This is a genomic window from Salinisphaera shabanensis E1L3A (assembly GCF_000215955.2).
Taxonomy (GTDB): Bacteria; Pseudomonadota; Gammaproteobacteria; order Nevskiales; family Salinisphaeraceae; genus Salinisphaera; species Salinisphaera shabanensis.
On sequence record NZ_AFNV02000013.1, the window covers coordinates 87,377 to 104,655 of the forward strand.

Annotated in this window: 15 protein-coding genes and 2 pseudogenes; 6 read left to right on the plus strand and 11 right to left on the minus strand. The window is 63.3% G+C overall.

Annotated features, from left to right (window positions below; translation table 11 throughout):
• Position 1: 1 nt before the first annotated feature.
• The 5 genes from SSPSH_RS09785 to SSPSH_RS09805 all read left to right on the plus strand — a co-directional run bounded on the left by SSPSH_RS09785 (position 2) and on the right by SSPSH_RS09805 (position 5,225).
• Positions 2-508: an FxsA family protein gene (locus SSPSH_RS09785; RefSeq protein WP_006914285.1), complete on the plus strand. Its 507-nt coding sequence runs from the start codon at positions 2-4 to the stop codon at positions 506-508.
• 201 nt (positions 509-709) lie between these two features.
• Positions 710-1,666, plus strand: a complete 957-nt coding sequence (locus tag SSPSH_RS09790; protein ID WP_006914284.1) for an AAA family ATPase — start codon at positions 710-712, stop codon at positions 1,664-1,666.
• A 15-nt stretch (positions 1,667-1,681) separates the two neighbouring features.
• On the plus strand, positions 1,682-2,638 hold the full coding sequence (locus tag SSPSH_RS09795; protein WP_006914283.1) for a DUF58 domain-containing protein: 957 nt from the start codon (positions 1,682-1,684) through the stop codon (positions 2,636-2,638).
• Complete coding sequence (locus tag SSPSH_RS09800) at positions 2,635-4,671, plus strand: transglutaminase TgpA family protein (RefSeq protein WP_021031655.1); 2,037 nt, start codon at positions 2,635-2,637, stop codon at positions 4,669-4,671. Before SSPSH_RS09795 ends, SSPSH_RS09800 begins: the two co-directional genes overlap by 4 nt.
• Complete coding sequence (locus SSPSH_RS09805; RefSeq protein WP_006914282.1) at positions 4,668-5,225, plus strand: NUDIX domain-containing protein; 558 nt, start codon at positions 4,668-4,670, stop codon at positions 5,223-5,225. The genes SSPSH_RS09800 and SSPSH_RS09805 overlap by 4 nt, the downstream gene beginning before the upstream one ends.
• A gap of 54 nt (positions 5,226-5,279) precedes the next feature.
• Here SSPSH_RS09805 and SSPSH_RS09810 read toward each other — a convergent pair whose 3' ends face one another.
• The 4 genes and pseudogenes from SSPSH_RS09810 to SSPSH_RS09825 all read right to left on the minus strand — a co-directional run.
• Positions 5,280-5,672 (minus strand): RidA family protein, encoded by a 393-nt coding sequence (locus tag SSPSH_RS09810; RefSeq protein WP_006914281.1) that lies wholly within the window; start codon positions 5,670-5,672, stop codon positions 5,280-5,282.
• A 279-nt stretch (positions 5,673-5,951) separates the two neighbouring features.
• On the minus strand, positions 5,952-6,563 hold the full coding sequence (locus SSPSH_RS09815) for a ferritin-like domain-containing protein (RefSeq protein ID WP_006914280.1): 612 nt from the start codon (positions 6,561-6,563) through the stop codon (positions 5,952-5,954).
• Positions 6,564-6,727: 164 nt separating this feature from the next.
• Positions 6,728-8,148 (minus strand): annotated as a pseudogene (locus SSPSH_RS09820) (efflux transporter outer membrane subunit).
• Positions 8,145-10,736 (minus strand): annotated as a pseudogene (locus SSPSH_RS09825) (efflux RND transporter permease subunit); the annotation flags it as partial. The pseudogenes SSPSH_RS09820 and SSPSH_RS09825, both read right to left, overlap by 4 nt.
• Positions 10,737-10,784: 48 nt before the next feature.
• On the opposite strand from SSPSH_RS09825, the gene SSPSH_RS18740 reads away from it, so the two are divergent.
• Positions 10,785-11,255, plus strand: coding sequence for a TetR/AcrR family transcriptional regulator (locus tag SSPSH_RS18740; RefSeq protein WP_006914275.1), 471 nt, complete (start codon positions 10,785-10,787; stop codon positions 11,253-11,255).
• A gap of 121 nt (positions 11,256-11,376) precedes the next feature.
• Here the strand turns inward: SSPSH_RS18740 and SSPSH_RS09835 are convergent, their stop codons facing one another.
• From SSPSH_RS09835 to ilvN, 7 genes are all read right to left on the minus strand, one after another.
• Positions 11,377-12,642, minus strand: a complete 1,266-nt coding sequence (locus SSPSH_RS09835) for an MFS transporter (RefSeq protein ID WP_006914274.1) — start codon at positions 12,640-12,642, stop codon at positions 11,377-11,379.
• A 19-nt stretch (positions 12,643-12,661) separates the two neighbouring features.
• Entirely contained in the window at positions 12,662-13,129 is a 468-nt protein-coding gene (gene rimI / locus SSPSH_RS09840) for a ribosomal protein S18-alanine N-acetyltransferase (RefSeq protein ID WP_006914273.1), read from the minus strand.
• Positions 13,126-14,040, minus strand: a complete 915-nt coding sequence (locus SSPSH_RS09845) for a uracil-DNA glycosylase (RefSeq protein ID WP_006914272.1) — start codon at positions 14,038-14,040, stop codon at positions 13,126-13,128. Before SSPSH_RS09845 ends, rimI begins: the two co-directional genes overlap by 4 nt.
• A 61-nt stretch (positions 14,041-14,101) precedes the next feature.
• Positions 14,102-14,869 (minus strand): CDP-alcohol phosphatidyltransferase family protein, encoded by a 768-nt coding sequence (locus tag SSPSH_RS09850; RefSeq protein WP_006914271.1) that lies wholly within the window; start codon positions 14,867-14,869, stop codon positions 14,102-14,104.
• 9 nt (positions 14,870-14,878) lie between these two features.
• Positions 14,879-15,574 (minus strand): phosphatidylserine decarboxylase, encoded by a 696-nt coding sequence (locus SSPSH_RS09855; RefSeq protein WP_006914270.1) that lies wholly within the window; start codon positions 15,572-15,574, stop codon positions 14,879-14,881.
• A 43-nt stretch (positions 15,575-15,617) separates the two neighbouring features.
• Positions 15,618-16,634, minus strand: a complete 1,017-nt coding sequence (gene ilvC / locus SSPSH_RS09860; RefSeq protein WP_006914269.1) for a ketol-acid reductoisomerase — start codon at positions 16,632-16,634, stop codon at positions 15,618-15,620.
• 66 nt (positions 16,635-16,700) lie between these two features.
• Entirely contained in the window at positions 16,701-17,225 is a 525-nt protein-coding gene (gene ilvN / locus SSPSH_RS09865; protein WP_006914268.1) for an acetolactate synthase small subunit, read from the minus strand.
• Between the last annotated feature and the right edge of the window lie 54 nt (positions 17,226-17,279).

The following is a 17,279-nucleotide window of genomic DNA, read 5'->3' on the forward strand; positions in this document are numbered from 1 at the left end:
CATGGCTCTGCGACTTCTAATTCTGTTCATCGCCCTGCCCATTATCGAGCTGTTTCTGCTCATCAAGATCGGCGGCATGATCGGATTCTTCCCGACCATCGCGCTGGTGATTCTGACCGCCGTGATTGGTAGCCAACTGGTGCGCCGACAGGGTTTGACGGTGCTCGCGCGAATTCGCGAGTCGCAGGCGCGTGGCGAGATGCCGGCGCTGCCGATGCTCGACGGTGCGGCGCTATTGTTTGCCGGTTTCATGCTGCTCACACCCGGCTTCATTTCGGATGCGCTGGGCTTCGTGCTCCTCGTGCCCGGCCTGCGTCAGCAGATCGCGCGGCGTCTGGTGTCCCGCGTCGTGATCATGACGCCGGCCGGCGCTGCGGCCGCGAACGAGCGCTATGCCGGCCGCGGTGCCGGCAACTCGTCGACAAAGCGTTCGCCGCAGTCGGTAATCGAAGGCGACTACGAACGCAAGGCGTCCGATGCCCGAGACGAGCACGATCCGCGCGACTGAGGCGCCGAAAGCCGATTGAGCACGTCATGCTGGCTTTGACGAACCCGTTGCGCCGCGTCGCAGCCGCGGGCGGTGCATCGTTTCGAGCGGGCTCCGACGTAAGAACCAGGAATTGCGTCGTAGCCGACGCATGGAGCGTGTCCATGCCGGCACGTATTCGGTAATCTGGTTTCTATTGCGCTTTCCGAGCTTCGTACGCCCATGCCGCCGACTGTGTCAGCCGACGCCACGCCTGCCCCTGAGCTGGGTGTAACCGATATCGCGGAATCGCTTGCCGCTATACGTACGGCAACAGCAACCCGCGTGTTCGGCAAAGATGACCGCATTCGCCTGGCCCTGGCCTGCCTGCTCGCCGACGGTCATCTGCTTATCGAAGACGTGCCGGGTGTCGGCAAGACAACGCTCGCCCATGCCCTGGCCGACGCCTTGGGCCTGAGCTTCGCGCGTATCCAGTTCACCAGCGATCTCATGCCCAGCGATATTCTGGGCGTATCGGTCTACGATCGCGGCCAGGCGGCATTTACCTTCAACGCCGGCCCGATATTCGCGCAGCTGGTGGTCGCCGACGAAATCAATCGCGCCAGCCCGCGCACGCAAAGCGCGCTGCTTGAAGCCATGGCCGAACGCCAGGTCACCATCGAAGGCCGCACGCGCGCCCTCCCGCAGCCGTTTACGGTAATCGCCACCCAGAATCCGCTCGATCATAGCGGCACATTCGCCCTGCCCGACAGCCAGTTGGATCGCTTTCTCATGCGTATCGAACTCGGCTATCCGCCACAAACGGCGGAGCGGCGTTTGCTCGCCGGCGAGCGCGACACGAACACCCCGCTCGCACCCTTGGCTGATGCCGAACAACTCGGCCGATGGCAGGCAGCCGTGCGATCGGTACACACGCGTGACGCCGTGCTCGACTATCTGCTCGAACTGATCGCGTTCAGTCGTCGCCGCGGCATATTCGAACAAGGGCTGTCACCGCGCGCCGGCCTGGCGCTGCGCCGCGCCGCCCAAGCCTGGGCGTTACAGGACGCACGCGACTACGTCATGCCCGAAGACATTCAGGCGGTTCTGCCGGCGGTTGTCGACCATCGTCTGACCCGTCGTGACGCCGGTGAAGGCCGCGCCTCGGCGCTGATGCGCGAACAGATCGGCGTGATCTAGGGCGGCTTTTCGAACGTGGCTCGTCTTCGCCGCCATGCCCGCGATCTGCGTGCGCGTTTCATCGAACGCCGCAATCCGCCCAGCGGCCTGCCGCTGACGATATCGCGCCGCCGCGTCTACATCCTGCCGACGCGCAACGGTGCCGTGTTTGCCATTTTGCTGCTGGTGATGCTGCTGGGTGCCACCAACTACAGCAACAGTCTCGCGTTTGCGCTCACGTTCTGGCTCGCCGCTATCGCCCTGGTGTCCATGCACCATGCCCACGCCAATCTCGTCGGCCTGCGCCTGAGCACGATTCACGCGGGGCCGGTGTTCGCCGGCGATACGCTGAAGTTCGATATCACGCTCGATCATGCCAATGCGCGCCGACGGCGCGCGCTACGGATCAGCGCGGATGGTCAGGGCGCGACAACGCAGGTGGATATCGCCCCGGGCGAGACCCAGACCGTTACTGTCGAGCACGTCGCCAGCGAACGCGGGCGTTGCATGTGTCCGCGCCTGCGCGTCGAGAGCATTTATCCCGTAGGGCTGTTTCGAGCCTGGAGCTGGCTGCAGCCAAACACGCAGGTACTCGTGTATCCGCGCTGCGCGGGCCATGATCGGCTGCCCGGCGGCGCTGGCGCCAAGCAATCGTCGCGCCGGCTGGTCCTGCTCGGCACCGACGAATTTCTCGGCCATCGCGATTATGTCGCCGGCGACTCGCCGCGCCATATCGACTGGAAGGCCAGCGCACGCAGCGACGATCTGCGCGTCCGCGAATATGCCGACCGGCAAAGCGACGCCGTATGCCTGACCGAAGACCGCGTGAGTGCAGCTGATCGCGAAACAAGGCTATCGCAGCTCGCCCGCTGGGTGGTCGTGGCTGATCGTGCCGGCGTGGCCTACGGCCTGCAGGTGAACACGAAACAGTTCGGGCCCGACCAGGGCCCGGCCCATCGGGTGGCCTGCCTGCGCGCTCTGGCCGTCGCATGAACAGCGCCACGACGACAACCACGAGCCGATTCGAGAACGCGCCGGATGCGGGCCAGCGGCTGCGTTTGATTGTGTGCCTGAGCCTGATCGCGATCCCGCATGCGCTGCATCTGCCGATCTGGGTGCTGGGTCTCGCGGTGCCGATCATGACTTGGCAGTTCGTGGGTGCGCTGCGCGAATGGCCGCTGCCCGGGCGCTGGGTCCGCTTCGTACTGGCCGCCGCGGCGTTCGGCGCCGTGTTCGCCGGTTTTGGGCGGGTAAACGGCCAGGAAGCGGGCGTGTCGCTTCTCGTCCTGCTGCTCGCGCTCAAGCTCTGCGAGATTCGTACCCATCGCGATGCGATGGTGTTTCTATCGCTTGCCTGTTTTCTGCTGGCAACCCAGTTCCTGTTTTCACAAAGCCTGGCAATGGCGCTCTATCTGGTGGTGGGCACCTGGGTGCTGGTCGCAGCCTTTGTGGATATCGCCAGTGCCGGTACGCCGCGCTCCACGCTCGGCGAAAGCGCAAAGCTGCTCGCCCAGGCGTTGCCGGTTGCCGTTCTGCTGTTCGTGTTGTTCCCGCGTATACCTGGACCGATCTGGGGTTTACCGTCGGATGCCGGGGCGCAGGCACGTACCGGGCTGTCCGAAAGCATGTCGCCGGGCAGTCTGACGAATCTTGCGCTCGATGGTGGCGTTGCCTTGCGGGCACGCTTTGTCGACGGCGACGTGCCGCCCGCGCAACGCTACTGGCGCGGGCCCGTGCTCTGGGATTTCGACGGTCGAACCTGGTCGCGCAACGATGCGGACCGACGCTTGGCCGGCGGTCGGGTCGAGCCCGGTTCCGGCCGGCGTCAGCGCGTGGATATCACCCTCGAACCCACGCGCCACGATTGGCTGATCGCGCTCGACGTGCCCCTGGCCGCCGATACATCGAGCACGCTCAACGCAGGTGCGACGCTGAGCGTGGAAGACGATGTCAATGCACGCATGCGCTATAGCACGACATCCGTCGTCGGCGGCGTACTCGATCGCGAACTGGATGCCCGCGCGCGTCGCCGTGCGTTGCTGCTGCCGGTCGAAGGCAACGAACGCGCCCGGCGCCTGGCAGCACGCTGGCACGCGCAGTACCGCGAGCCGGCCCGCATTGTCGAGGCGGCATTGCAACGCTTTCGACAACAGCCCTATCGCTACACGCTCAGCCCGCCGGCAACCCGAGAGGACGCCAGCGTCGACGATTTCCTGTTCGATACCCTGGCCGGTTTCTGCGAACACTACGCCGGCGCATTCACGTTTCTCATGCGCGCCGCCGGCGTGCCCGCGCGCGTGGTCACCGGTTATCAGGGCGCCGAGCGGGCCACGGTCGGCGACTACTGGCTGGTGCGCAATTCCGATGCCCATGCCTGGTCGGAAGTGTGGCTGGCCGGGCGTGGCTGGGTGCGTGTCGATCCCACAGCCGCCGTGGCGCCGGGGCGTATCGAAGCCGGTGTTGCGGCTTCGATCGCCGATCGCTCGTCGCTGCCTTATATGGCACGTGCCAGCGGCGCGACCTGGTATCGCGTGCAGATGCTCTGGGACGGCATCAACGCCGGCTGGAACCGCTGGTTTCTGGCCTATGGCCCACAGCTGCAACAACGCATGCTCGACCTGCTTGGCCTGGGCGGCGGCTGGGGCCGACCGCTGCTGGCGCTCACCGCGGGCGTGGTCGCGCTGCTGGCGCTGGTCTCTGTCGGTATGGCCTGGCGTAGCCGTCGCGCTGTCGACCCGGACGCGGTGGTTGCCGCCTGGCGCAGTGTCTGCGCGCGCCTCGCCAGAATCGGTTACCCCAGGCGGGCCGATGAAGGCGCGCGTGCCTACGCCGACCGGATCGCAGCGGTGCGGGCGGATCTGGCAGACGATATGCAATCGCTTGCCGCACAATACACGCGGCTGCGTTATGCCCCGGCCCACGCCAGCCGCCCACACGAACGCGATACGTTCATCCGTGCAGCGCGTGCCTTTCGGCCCGGCAAACGCGCGCCCGAACGTCGCCGCCCATCGAGAAGCGCCTCATGAACGACCCACGCCAATTCTGCCCCGTCTGCGCGAGCCCGCTCGTGCGCCGCGAAGTCAACGATTTCGAGCGACTGGTCTGCTCCACTGATACCTGCGGCTATGTGTTCTGGGATAACCCCGTTCCGGTCGTGGCCGGTATTGTCGAACACGAAGGCCAGCTGGTCTTTGCCCGTAATGCTTTGTGGCCGGAAGGCATGTACGGCCTGGTCACCGGCTTTCTGGAGCCACGCGAAACCCCGGAAGAAGGGATCGTGCGCGAGGTGGCCGAAGAGCTCGGTATCCAGACCCGGATCACACGCTTTGTCGGCGCCTATGGCTTCGCCCGCAAGAACCAGCTGCTGCTGGCTTTTCATCTGATCGGCGAAGGTGAGATCACGCTGGATCCGGAGCTGGTCGACTATTTCCATGTCGACAAAGCGAAAGCCGAGTACTGGCCCGGCGGCACCGGCATGGCCGTACGCGACTGGCTGCGCAGCCAGGGCTACGATCCCCAGCCGCGCGAATTACCCGAGGCAGTAAAAGCGTGGATGAACAGACCGCCAGATCAATCCTGAGGTTCTGTACCGGGCCGATACGATGCTCGGCGCGAATTGGGTGGCGTGGCTAGCTCAGTGCGGCCGCACGGCGGTTACTTCCACCTCGACCAGCATCCCTGGCCAGGCCAGCGCGTTGACCTCAATCAGCGAGTGCACCGGCATGTTCAAGCCCGCAAAATACTCGCCCTGGACGCGCTCATAGACGTCCTTGTGCCGCATGTCGCTGAGATAGGCCACCACCCGGGCCACGTCGCCAAACCCGGACTTGTTGTTTTCCAGAATGGCGGCAATCCGATCGTAGGCATAACGGACCTGCGCCTCGACATCGCCGGGGTGGCGGATTTCGCCGGTATCGATATCTTCCGAACCCATGCCGGATACAAAGATCATATCGGCCACACCGATATTGCATACCGCGCAATCCGCAAACAGGTCACGATTCCAGGGGCTGTACTGCTTATCCATCGGTTTTCAAACTCATTCGTTTTCATGGAGGTAGCGCAGACTAAGACCTCAACCAGAGTTCAGGTCAAGTATGGCCGTCATGCAGCGCATGTACACCGCTTGGCACGCTAGCCGGCAGGCGGCTGAAGCCGGGTTGATCTGTACGTCCGTGCCAAACGACCCGCGGCAGCAATGAACGCGTCAGTCGATATGGACGGGCACTGGATGAGATCGCAAACCGCACCGACGGGCACAAACCGGCGATGGCAGAACAGCGCAACGCTATCCTGCACCGTCGAGTCACGGCCTCTGGTCGCCTGCCCGCCGGAGGTCTCCGCTATTGATCGGCAAAGCTGCTTCCCGCATAGCCGACAACAGGGTTTCAAGCCGTTCGTGGCAGTGGGTGAACTGCTCTGCCGTACGACCGAGCACTTTACGACTGGTTTCGTCGCCCAGCGCAGACAGTTCGCCGCAATCTTCGCGCATGGCACCGCTGACCAGCCCAAACGCCAGGACCACCGACTCGATATGTGCTGCCACGTCGTCGGCCGCAGCCGGGTGTTCATTCAGCCCGGAGCGTGCGGCTACCTGGCGAACGCTACCCTCCACCGCGCCGCCGAGTTCGACGATACGTCGACCGAGCTGATCCACCTGCTGCTCGATGAGCGCAACCGCCTTTGCGAGAAGCATCCGTTCCGACCGGTGGCCTGGCCCCGCTAACATCCAGGCGACCTGGCGCGACTGACTCTGCATGTCCAGACAATCTGCAATGGATTGATTAAGTATGCGGCACGCCCGGCCGCTCGGCGTCGATCGCACGGCACGGGATCGGTTAAGCGAATACGAACGGTCGCGTTCGTCGTCCCCGCGGGCCAGCACCCGCAACTCGCCGCGACCGAACAAACGATCCATATCGTGTTTCAGCCGACGTCCGATCGGCTATGCTGCAGAGAGCACATTATCGGAGCGCAATGGTGCGGTATCGGATTGATTTGCAGGCGCGCTGGCCGGTTCATGTTTCATGGCGATCTCCAAACAATTAGGTACAGGCAGGGATACAGATAGGAATTTCGTATTCATCGTTGGCGCAGAACATCGGTTTTTTCAGGCTGGCCGACGCCGCCCAGGGCCTTGTAGATACCGGCCACGCTAACGTTGACCGCGGTTTGCGCAGCAGCGACAGCGTCGTCGACAGCCAGCTGTCGCGTTGCGCATCGAGCAAATTGAGAAAGTCCAGACTGCCGGCGCGGTATTGCACGGCGGCCAGCTCTGCGGCATGGGCCGCGGCATCTGCCTGCTCGACCAGGCTCGACAGCCGGCTCTGTTGTTTCGCGTAGGCGGTCAGGCTGTTTTCGGTATCTTCGAGTGCGGTGAGCACGGCCTTCTGATAATCCGCGAGCGTGGCATCGGCCTGTGCTTCTCGGGCTTCGAGGCAAGCGCGTAGCGACCCGAAATCGAAGGCGGCCCAGCTGACGCTCGGTGTGACGGACCAGGCACGCGCGCCATCGGAACTGAAGTTGAACAGGTCGGCGTAATCACCTGAAATGAACCCCACGAACCCGGTCACGCTGACCCGCGGAAACAACTCGGCCGTGGCCACGCCAACACGCGCAGTGGCTGCGGCAAGGCGTCTTTCGGCCGCATGCACGTCGGGCCGCCGACGCAGCAGGTCGGTGGTATCACCGATCGGCAGCGCTTTTGCATAGGTCGCGATGCGCTCGGGCTGAAGTTCATCATCCAGCGCGCCCGGGCGTTGCCCCAGCAGGACAGCGAGACGGAATGCCGCTCGGCGCTCGCTGGCCTCCAAGGGCGGAATACCGGCCTCGATTGCCTTGAATTGAGCGCGGCTGCGATAGACGTCCACCTGCGAAATCGTGCCGATCTCGTAGCGCACGCGTGTCTGGTCGAGCGTTTGGCGCGCGTTCTCCAGGTTGCGCCGGGCGACCGCGATTCGGCGCTGCGCGCCGCGCAACTCGAAGTAGTTGCGTGCCACTTCGGCTGCCACCATCACCTCGACCGAGCGTAGCTGTTCCTGTTCTGCACCCAGATCCGCATACGCGGCTTCCACCGAGCGGCGCACACGGCCGAACAGATCGATCTCCCAGCTCGCATCGAGGCCGAGGCTGTACTGCTCGGTTTCGACCGGACGATCGCTCACGCCCGGCTGTTGCCGGTCGCTGCGGGTATAGCGGGCATCGAGCGGCACATGCGCCGCATAGTCGTACTTCTCGCCGGTGAACACGGCACGCGCCGTGCGGACACGGGCCAGCGCCCGTTGCAGGTCAAGATTCGCGGCAAGCGCCCGGGCGACCAGTGAATCCAGCGCGGCGTCATCGCACTGGCGCCACCAGGCTGCTTCCGGCCTTATCGCCACGAATTCACCTTCATCGATGGCTCGCAGTTCGGCCGGCGGCGTGCTCGGAGCGGTGTAGTCGGGGCCCACCGCACAGGCGGTCAGCCCCAACAACGCGACAAAGATCAGAAAACGATATTTCATTGCTGTTCTCCGGCCGGCGGCGCCAGTCGATCGGCACGTGTCGTGGCGTCGGCACGCCCTGCCCGCCGGCGCGCCAGTGAGCGCGTGGCCTTGCGCACCAGCAGATAGAACAGCGGCGTCAGCATCAGCCCGAAGAAGGTCACGCCGATCATTCCGGAGAACACGGCCACGCCCATGGCACGGCGCATTTCCGCGCCAGTGCCGGTGGAGATGACCAGGGGCACGACGCCCATAATGAAGGCCACCGATGTCATCAGAATGGGGCGTAGTCACAGGCGGGCGGCATCGAGTACGACCCGCAGCGGACCGGCACCTTCGGCCTCGCGGTCGCTGGCGAACTCGACGATCAGAATCGCGTTCTTGCTCGCCAGGCCAACCAGCACGATGAGCCCGATCTGAGTGAAGATGTTGTTATCCCCGCCCGAAATCTGCACGCCGAGCAGGGCCGAGAACAGCACCATCGGCATGATCAGGATCACGGCCAGCGGCAAGCCGAGACTTTCGTACTGTGCCGCGAGCACCAGAAATACCAGCACCACCACCAGCGGAAAGATGAGCATGCCGGTATCGCCGGCCAGAATCTGCTGGTAGGTCAGGTCGGTCCACTCGAAACTCATGCCGTTGGGCAGGGTCTGCTGGGCCACCCGTTCCATTGCAGCCTGCGCCTGACCGGTACTGAAGCCCGGCGCGGGCCCACCGTTGATCTCGGCCGTGGCGTAGCCGTTGTAGTGCATGATCCGGTCCGGGCCGGACGAGGCGTTGAGCGTGACGAACGCCCCCAGCGGAATCATGTGGCCGTCGGCATTACGCGTCTTCAGGTGCAGAATATCGTCCGGTTCCAGACGAAAGTCCGGCTCGGCCTGCACATTGACCTGATAGCTGCGCCCGAACCGATTGAACTGATTCACGTACAGCGAACCCAGATACACCTGCATGGTGTCGAACAGCTGCTGCAGGTTCACGCCCTGGGCAATCGCCTTGTCGCGATTCACGTCGGCATCGATCTGCGGCACGTTCTGCTGGAAGCCGGTGAACAGCCCGGCCAGCACCGGGTCGGCGTTGCCGGCGGCAACCAGTTTCTGGGTTTGCTCATACAGGGCCTTCGAGCCGAGATCGGCGCGGTCCTGTATCTGCATACGAAAGCCGCCGATCGTGCCCAGGCCGTTGACCGGCGGCGGCGGAAACACCGCCACGAAGGCATCCTGAATACCCGCGAACTTCTGATTGAGCGCGCCGGCGATCGCGTTCGCGCTGAGGTCGGCGCTGGTACGCGCCTCGAACGGATCGAGCGACACGAATACGATGCCGGTATTGGGACTATTGGTGAAGCCGTTGATATTCAGCCCCGGGAACTGAATCGCACTCTCGGCACCCGGCTGTTCGGCAACGATATCGCCCATGCGGCGGATGACTGACTCGGTGCGATCCAGGGTGGCCGCATCCGGCAGTTGCGCGAAGGCAACCAGATACTGCTTGTCCTGTTGCGGCACGAAGCCGGTCGGTGTCTGGGTGAAACCCAGCCAGGTCAGTCCGATCAGGCCGGCATAGATCAACACCGCAATGCCGCCCATGCGAAAGACCCGGCCGACACCCCGGACATAGCCGGTGGAGGCCGCCGCGAAGAAGCGATTGAAGGGCCGGAACAGCCAGCCGAACAGCGCATTGATCGTACGCGTGAGCCGATCGGGTGCTGCGCCCTTTTCCTTGAGCAACAGCGCCGACAGCGCCGGACTCAGAGTCAACGAATTGAATGCCGAAATGACCGTGCTGATGGCGATCGTGAGCGCAAACTGCTTGTAGAACTGGCCCGACAGGCCACTGATGAAGGCGGTCGGCACGAATACAGCGCATAGCACCAGTGCCGTGGCAACGATCGGCCCGGTGACCTCGCGCATGGCCTGGCGCGTCGCATCGACCGGCGTGAGCCCATTCTCGATATTACGCTGCACGTTTTCGACCACGACGATCGCATCGTCCACGACAATGCCGATCGCCAGCACCAGGCCGAACAGCGACAACGCATTCAAGGAAAACCCGAACAGATACATCACCGCGAACGTGCCGACGAGCGACACGGGCACCGCGATCAGGGGAATGACGGACGCACGCCAGGTCTGCAGGAACAAGATGACCACCAGCACGACGAGCACGATCGCTTCGATGAGCGTGTGCACCACATCGCGTATCGACTCACGCACGAACACGGTCGGGTCGTAGACGATCTGATAATCCACGCCCTGGGGGAAACTCTTCTTGAGCTCCGCCATCTTCGCGCGTACCTGCTCGGAAATCTCGAGCGCATTGCTGCCCGGGCGCTGGAAAACAGGAATAGCCGCCGCCGGAGCGTTGTCCAGCAGCGCCCGCTACGCATAAGTATTGGCGCCCATCTGTACGCGGGCGACGTCTTTCAAGTAGGTTATCTGGCCCGCCTCGCCCGTCTTGACGACGATGTTCTCGAACTCTTCGGCGGTGCTCAGCCGGCCCTTGGTATTGATCAGCAGCTGAAAATCCGCGCTGCTGTGCGCCTGCGGCGCGCCCAGCTGGCCGGCCGCGACCTGGATATTCTGATCGCGAATAGCGGCCACCACGTCGCCCGCGGCGTCGATGCGATCGTCTCGGAGGCCGACACCAACAAGATGAGCTTCTACCGGGCATTCGCGTCGAAAGACGATCTCGTCGCGGCTTATGTCCGCCACGAAGTCGAACAAGGCCTCGCCCATTGGGAAACCACGCTCGAACAGTACAAGGACGACCCGCTGGCGCAGACCAGAGCGCTTTTCAAAGCCCACCTGATCGAGACCTGCGCCGAGTCCTCGCGCGGCTGTCCGCTTTCAAACGTCGCGGTCGAGCTCTCCGAGACCGAGCATCCGGCCAAGGCAATCATCGAAGAGTACAAAACCGATATGCGCCAGCGTTTTCGGCGACTCGCCGCCGAGCTGGGAACGCCGACGCCGGACGCACTCGGCGACACGTTGATGCTGCTCTGGGAAGGCGCCTATCTATCCCCGCTAACGTTCTACGATCGGCACGCCCCGGCACAGAACGTGGTGAGCGCGGCCGAGGCAGTGATCAAGACCTTCGTTCCCCAGCCGCAGACGGCCCCCTAGCCGGGCACAACCATCCTCGCGAGATCCGCAAACAGGCGCCCGGGCGCCAAACCGCGTTTCCCCACCGGGTTATCCGCGAGAGGCCACCTGTTCAGTCATGCAACACCAGACAGGGCGAAGTTCACTCGGGGCTGGGCGCGGCGCGGGCGTCAACCCGGGTGAGCAGCCAGCCGCCGGCCACGAACAGAATCAGCACCGACAGGATCGACAGACGCGCACTGCCGGTGGCCGCCGCTGTGACCCCGACCAGCAGCGGCCCGATCACAGCCGCGAACTTGCCCATCATGTTGTAGATACCGAAATACTCGCCTGCACGGCCCTCGGGAATCAGCCGGGCGAAATAAGAGCGCGATAGCGACTGCACCCCGCCCTGCACCAACCCGATCACCATCGCCATGACATAGAACTGCCATTCGTAAGCGAGAAAATAGCCCCAGGCAGTGACCGCGGCGTACACCGCCAGACCGAGATAGATCGCCTTCTTGGTATCCCAGCGCGAGGCCAGCCAGCCGAAGGTAACCGCGGCCGGAAAGCCGATGAACTGCACCAGGAGCAGTGCCGTGATCAAGCTTGTTTCGCCAAAGCCCAGATTGAGACCGAAATCCACGGCCATGCGAATAATCGTATGCACGCCGTCGATATACAGCCAGTAAGCGATCAGGAAGGTGAGCACGGGTTTTTCGTCGAAAATACGCCGCGCGGTCCGACGCAACTCGGAGACCCCTTCCCGCATGGCTTGTCCGGCACTGGGCGTATCCGCGTCACGCTCTTCTTTCACCCAGAGAAACACGGGCAAGGCAAACAGCGCCCACCAGACGGCCACGCTCAGAAACGACCAGCGCACGGCGGCCGCACGATCGGCAAGGCCGAACATTTCCGGCCAAAGCGTCATGGCCACATTCACCGCCAGCAACAAGCCGCCACCGAGGTAACCCAGCCCGTAGCCCAACGCCGATACGCGGTCGTAATCTGCCGGCGTGGCCACATCCACAATCAGGCTGTCGTAGAACACCATCGCCAGAAAAAAGGCAGCCGATGCGATCACGAACAGCGTGAGGGCAAACAACCACTGCCCTTCGCCGACAAAAAACAGGCCCGCAGTCGCTGCCACGGATAGGCCGGTCGCCAGCGCCAGCCACGGTTTCTTGCGACGACTGCGATCGGCGACCGCGCCCAGCAACGGCGCGAGCACCAATACCACCAGGCTGGCCAGCGCGCTGCCTACACCCAGCTGCAGCGTGCTGGTTTCTGCCGGATGGCCGGAACTCCAGAAGCTTTTGAAAAATATGGGAAAGAAGCCGGCCACGACCGTGGTCGCAAACGCCGAGTTCGCCCAGTCGTAGAAAGCCCAGCCGAACTGGGCCCGGCGGTCGCGCGATTCGCTCATACCTCAAGTCCGTGTGGTTCTAGACAAGCGCCAGTTCGAGCAGCAAAGCGTCTTCGCGGCCGTCCGGGGAAGGATAGTAGCCCGGCCGGGAGGCAATGCGTTGAAAACCGCGCCGTTTATAAAGCCGGCGTGCCGCCTTGTTGGATGGACGTACCTCGAGCAGTACCCGCTCGGCGCACTCATGCTCGGCCTGGGCGATCAGCGCATCGAGCAGCCGATCGGCCACACCATGACCGCGCGCATCCGGCGCCACACACAGGTTGAGTACGTGTGCTTCACCGACCGCAACCGATAGCAGCGCATAACCGACGACGCGCGAGTCGAGATCGGTGGCCACCCAGCCGCGATAGCCCACGCGCAGACAGTCGCGAAAGATACGTTCGCTCCAGGGATAGCCGTAGGAAACCTGTTCGATCTCCAGCACCGCGGGCACGTCACGCACGTGCATGCCGCGCACTTCGACAAGCTGGCGTGGCTCGACGCTCATGCCTGGGCGATCCGCCGTGCGATCTGCTTGAGATCGATCCAGGCCTTGGCCTTCTGCCCGGGGCTACGTAACAGAAACGCCGGGTGATAGGTCACCAGTACGTCCAGCTCGCGGCGCGGATAGCGATGCAGCGTGCCCCGCATCTTGCCCAGGCTTTGCTTGCTGTCGAGCAGCGTCTGGGCCGCGACACGGCCAACCGCGACCACCAGCTTCGGATTCATCAGCTCGATCTGGCGCTCGAGCACCGGCCAATCGGCAGCCACTTCATCGGCGTTCGGATCCCGGTTATTGGGTGGCCGGAACTTGCAGATATTGGTGATATAGACATTCGTCTCGCGCGAGCAGCCGATCGCAAACAGCATGCGGTCCAGCAATTTGCCTGCACGGCCCACGAACGGCACGCCTTGGGCGTCTTCGTTCGCGCCGGGTGCTTCGCCCACGATCAACACATCAGCATCGCGCGCGCCGATACCGAATACGGGTCGGCTTGCGCCGCGATGATCGCAGGTGGCAAGCCAGGCTTCGAGTTCGTCCCAATCCATTTGCGAGACATCGCCGGGCTGACCATGCGTGCTCGGCTCGACAGGTGGTTCGGGTACGGGATCGGCCGGTTCGTCGCGCTGATCGTGTTCCGCCACCGCATCCGATGCCTCGGCACGAGCGCTCGCGAATGCAGCCGGCGCCTCATCCAGTGACGCATCTGCCTGTGCAGGCGCGGCCTCGCCCTGCTCGACCGAGGGTGGGGCCGGCGAACGCTCCATTGCTTGTTCGTCCGTTACGACGTCAGCCGCCGCCGCAACCGCGGGTTCATCAGCCACGTTACCGGTGGACGCATGAATACGATCGGGGCGCGGCCGCCAGTCGACCAACCCCAGTGCATCCAGCATGCGTTTACGATCGCCGGGCGTCATGGCTCGCTCCTGGCATTAGCTCAATCGGGTCTGGGCCCCGGCCACCACGAAAGTGCCGCGTTCAGCCCGGCGTATGGCGACGACGGCGTCGGCGCAGTGCCTGTATCGGACCGGACAAGGCATAGATCAGAAAACCCAGAAACAGAATACGCGCCGGGTCGATCACGATCGCCACGAACACGACCAACATGATCAGAATATAGCGAAACGGCACGCGCTCGCCGAAATCCAGATCCTTGAAACTGGCATAGCGCACGTTCGACACCATCAGCGCGCCCGCCGCGATCGTGAGCGCCAGCACCGGCAACACCAACGTGCTGCCATCGATACCGAAATCGGCACTGGCCCATATGAAACCGACGAGCAAGCCAGCTGCTGCAGGGCTGGGCAATCCAAGAAAGACCTTCTTCTCGGTCGCGCCGCCGCGGGTGATATTGAACCGCGCCAGGCGCAGTGCAGCCGCTGCGGTATAGAAAAACGCGGCCAGCCAGCCGAGTTTGCCCGCCACATTGCTGTAGTAAGCGAGACTTTCCAGGCTGTACACATACGCCAAGAAGCCCGACGCAAGGCCAAAGGCGACAAGGTCGGCGAGGCTATCGTACTGAATGCCGAAATCGCTTTCGGTATGGGTCATCCGTGCGACGCGACCATCGAGCATATCTGTGAGCATGGCAACGAAAATCGCCACCGCTGCCACGACAAAGCGGCCCTGGGTGGCGGCTATGATCGAGTAGAAACCGGCAAACAGGGTGCCAGTCGTAAAGAGGTTGGGCAGCAGATAGATGCCCCGCTTGCGGCGGCTGTCCCGCACGGATTCGTTATCACTCATGGCCCAAGTCTAAAGCACCGAGCGGCGCAGACCTATAGGGCCAGAGAATCCCGTTGCAACATCTTCGCCGTCAGTGCCACGGGTGGTCGGTTTATGCACGAGCTTGGCGAGCACGCAGGCCCCACCGCGCACCGAGTCGCCGAGTTCGACTTCGACCCGTGAGTTCACCGGTAGATAGAGATCGACCCGCCGCGCCAACCGGCGCATGCCGCAACAGCGGCCCTGACCCACGCGTTCGCCGTAATTGCTGCGACAAGGGCGCCGCCCGAAAAGCCGCCCCTCACGGATGACGATGACAACATGGTCGCCCTCGTCGGTGCGTATGTGCGACGCACAGCCGTCGAGGTTTTCGACCGCCTCGCCCGAAAGCTCCACCACGGTGCCTTCGACCGGCGAACGGATCAGATAGTTGGCCAGCAGGCCGACCCGTAACGACAGCTTGATGGCCTCGCGGTCGAGAAACGGGTCGTAGCATTCCCGCCGATGGATCACCTTGCCGTCGACCGGCGCGATAATCGCCAGCGGTTCGGCCGGCACGTTGCGTGGCGAGTCCCGAAAATAGAGACCCGCCATGACCAGCAACACCAGGATCGGGCTGGCCACCCAGAAGCTGACTACGGCGTTCACGATAAAGAACGCCACAGCCAGACCCACCAGTACGGCCCAGCCTTCCGGCACGAGATGAAAGAGCGTCTTGCGCCGCATGCGGCGGAATCCGTTTCAGTGTGGCCGAGTCAGCGCGCCAGGATCAGTTACGCGACTTGTCGACGATCTTGTCCTTGGCGATCCACGGCATCATGCCGCGCAGTTTGTCGCCCACACGCTCGATTTCATGCTCGGACGCCAGACGACGGCTTGCCTTGAGGGTCGGGTTGCCGGCCTGGTGTTCGCCGATGAACTCGCGCGCGAACTTGCCGGTCTGGATTTCCGACAGAATCTTGCGCATTTCGGCCTTGGTTTCGTCCGTGATCAGACGCGGGCCGCGTGTGATGTCGCCGTACTCGGCCGTGTTGGAGATCGAGTAGCGCATGTTGGCGATGCCGCCTTCGTAGATCAGGTCCACGATGAGCTTGACTTCATGCAGACACTCGAAATAGGCCATTTCCGGCTCGTAGCCAGCTTCAACCAGCGTTTCGAAACCGGCCTGGATCAACGCGATGGTGCCGCCACACAGCACGGCCTGCTCGCCGAACAGATCGGTTTCGGTTTCCGCGCGGAAGCTGGTTTCGATGATGCCGGCACGACCGCCACCGTTGGCCACCGCATAGGCCAGCGCTACGTCCTTGGCCTGGCCGGAGGCGTCCTGGGCCACAGCGATCAGGCTCGGCACACCGCCGCCCTTTTCGTAGGTGGCACGCACGAGATGGCCCGGGCCCTTGGGCGCGATCATGATCACGTCAAGATCGGCACGTGGCTCGATGAGCTCGAAGTGCACGTTGAAGCCGTGCGCAAAGCCGAGCGCTGCGCCCTGCTTGATGTTCGGCTCGATCTGCTCGTTATAGAGCGCGACCTGGTGTTCGTCCGGGGTCAGGATCATGACCACGTCGGCGCTGGCCGTCGCGTCTTCGATGCTGGCGACCTTCAGGCCGGCGTTCTCGGCCTTCTTGGCCGACGATGAACCTTCACGCAGGCCGACGACGACGTCGACGCCGGAGTCCTTGAGGTTGTTTGCATGGGCATGCCCCTGCGAGCCGTAGCCAATAATGGCGACTTTCTTGCTCTGAATCAGGGACAGATCGCCGTCCTTGTCGTAATACGCATTCATGCTCAAGGTCTTTCTCCTGCTTTTTAAACAATACAGCGAACTACGCGCCGCAATATTCTGAATGGACTAGAAATATTCGGCCGATTCGGACGTGGGCACCTGATAGTGCAGTCCTTCGGCACCGGGTGTCATGGTTACCGCGCCACTGCGGGCGAGTTCCACGAGCACATCCGCCTGCTCAAGCGTGGCTACGAATGTGTTCAGCCCCGCGCCGTCGCCGAGATAACGCAACGTTGCCAGATCGCCGTGGCGGCTGATCTCGTCCACATCATAAGGATCGGCCAACGCCTCGATCGACACGCCGCTGTCCTTGATACGTACCTTGATAAGCGCGAGCTCAAGTTCCAGATGCGCGTCGCCGGTCATATCGAGCACGTCGATCACGTCCACCAGTTTGAGCAGCTGGCGATTGATCTGTTCGACCACGTCCTCGGTGCCGGTGGTGGCCAGGGTCAGGCGCGATACGGTGCTGTCTTCGGTAGGCGCTACGTTCAGGCTTTCGATATTGAAGCCGCGCTGCGAGAACATACCCGCCACGCGCACCAGCGCGCCGGCTTCATTGGCCATCAGAACCGATATGACGTGTCTCATCCCTTTCCAGCCTTTATTTCAGGCAGCTTCGCGCGCGTGCAAACGGCGCAAAAT

Coding starts and splice junctions, on each gene's coding strand:
- SSPSH_RS09815 (WP_006914280.1), bottom strand. CDS start 6,563: ATGGATCGTTTGTTCGGTCGCGGCGAGTTGCGGGTGCTGGCCCGCGGG.
- SSPSH_RS09855 (WP_006914270.1), bottom strand. CDS start 15,574: ATGCGGCGCAAGACGCTCTTTCATCTCGTGCCGGAAGGCTGGGCCGTA.
- SSPSH_RS09810 (WP_006914281.1), bottom strand. CDS start 5,672: ATGGATAAGCAGTACAGCCCCTGGAATCGTGACCTGTTTGCGGATTGC.
- SSPSH_RS09785 (WP_006914285.1), top strand. CDS start 2: ATGGCTCTGCGACTTCTAATTCTGTTCATCGCCCTGCCCATTATCGAG.
- SSPSH_RS18740 (WP_006914275.1), top strand. CDS start 10,785: ATGAGCTTCTACCGGGCATTCGCGTCGAAAGACGATCTCGTCGCGGCT.
- SSPSH_RS09835 (WP_006914274.1), bottom strand. CDS start 12,642: ATGAGCGAATCGCGCGACCGCCGGGCCCAGTTCGGCTGGGCTTTCTAC.
- ilvN (WP_006914268.1), bottom strand. CDS start 17,225: ATGAGACACGTCATATCGGTTCTGATGGCCAATGAAGCCGGCGCGCTG.
- rimI (WP_006914273.1), bottom strand. CDS start 13,129: ATGAGCGTCGAGCCACGCCAGCTTGTCGAAGTGCGCGGCATGCACGTG.
- ilvC (WP_006914269.1), bottom strand. CDS start 16,634: ATGAATGCGTATTACGACAAGGACGGCGATCTGTCCCTGATTCAGAGC.
- SSPSH_RS09800 (WP_021031655.1), top strand. CDS start 2,635: ATGAACAGCGCCACGACGACAACCACGAGCCGATTCGAGAACGCGCCG.
- SSPSH_RS09850 (WP_006914271.1), bottom strand. CDS start 14,869: ATGAGTGATAACGAATCCGTGCGGGACAGCCGCCGCAAGCGGGGCATC.
- SSPSH_RS09790 (WP_006914284.1), top strand. CDS start 710: ATGCCGCCGACTGTGTCAGCCGACGCCACGCCTGCCCCTGAGCTGGGT.
- SSPSH_RS09805 (WP_006914282.1), top strand. CDS start 4,668: ATGAACGACCCACGCCAATTCTGCCCCGTCTGCGCGAGCCCGCTCGTG.
- SSPSH_RS09845 (WP_006914272.1), bottom strand. CDS start 14,040: ATGACGCCCGGCGATCGTAAACGCATGCTGGATGCACTGGGGTTGGTC.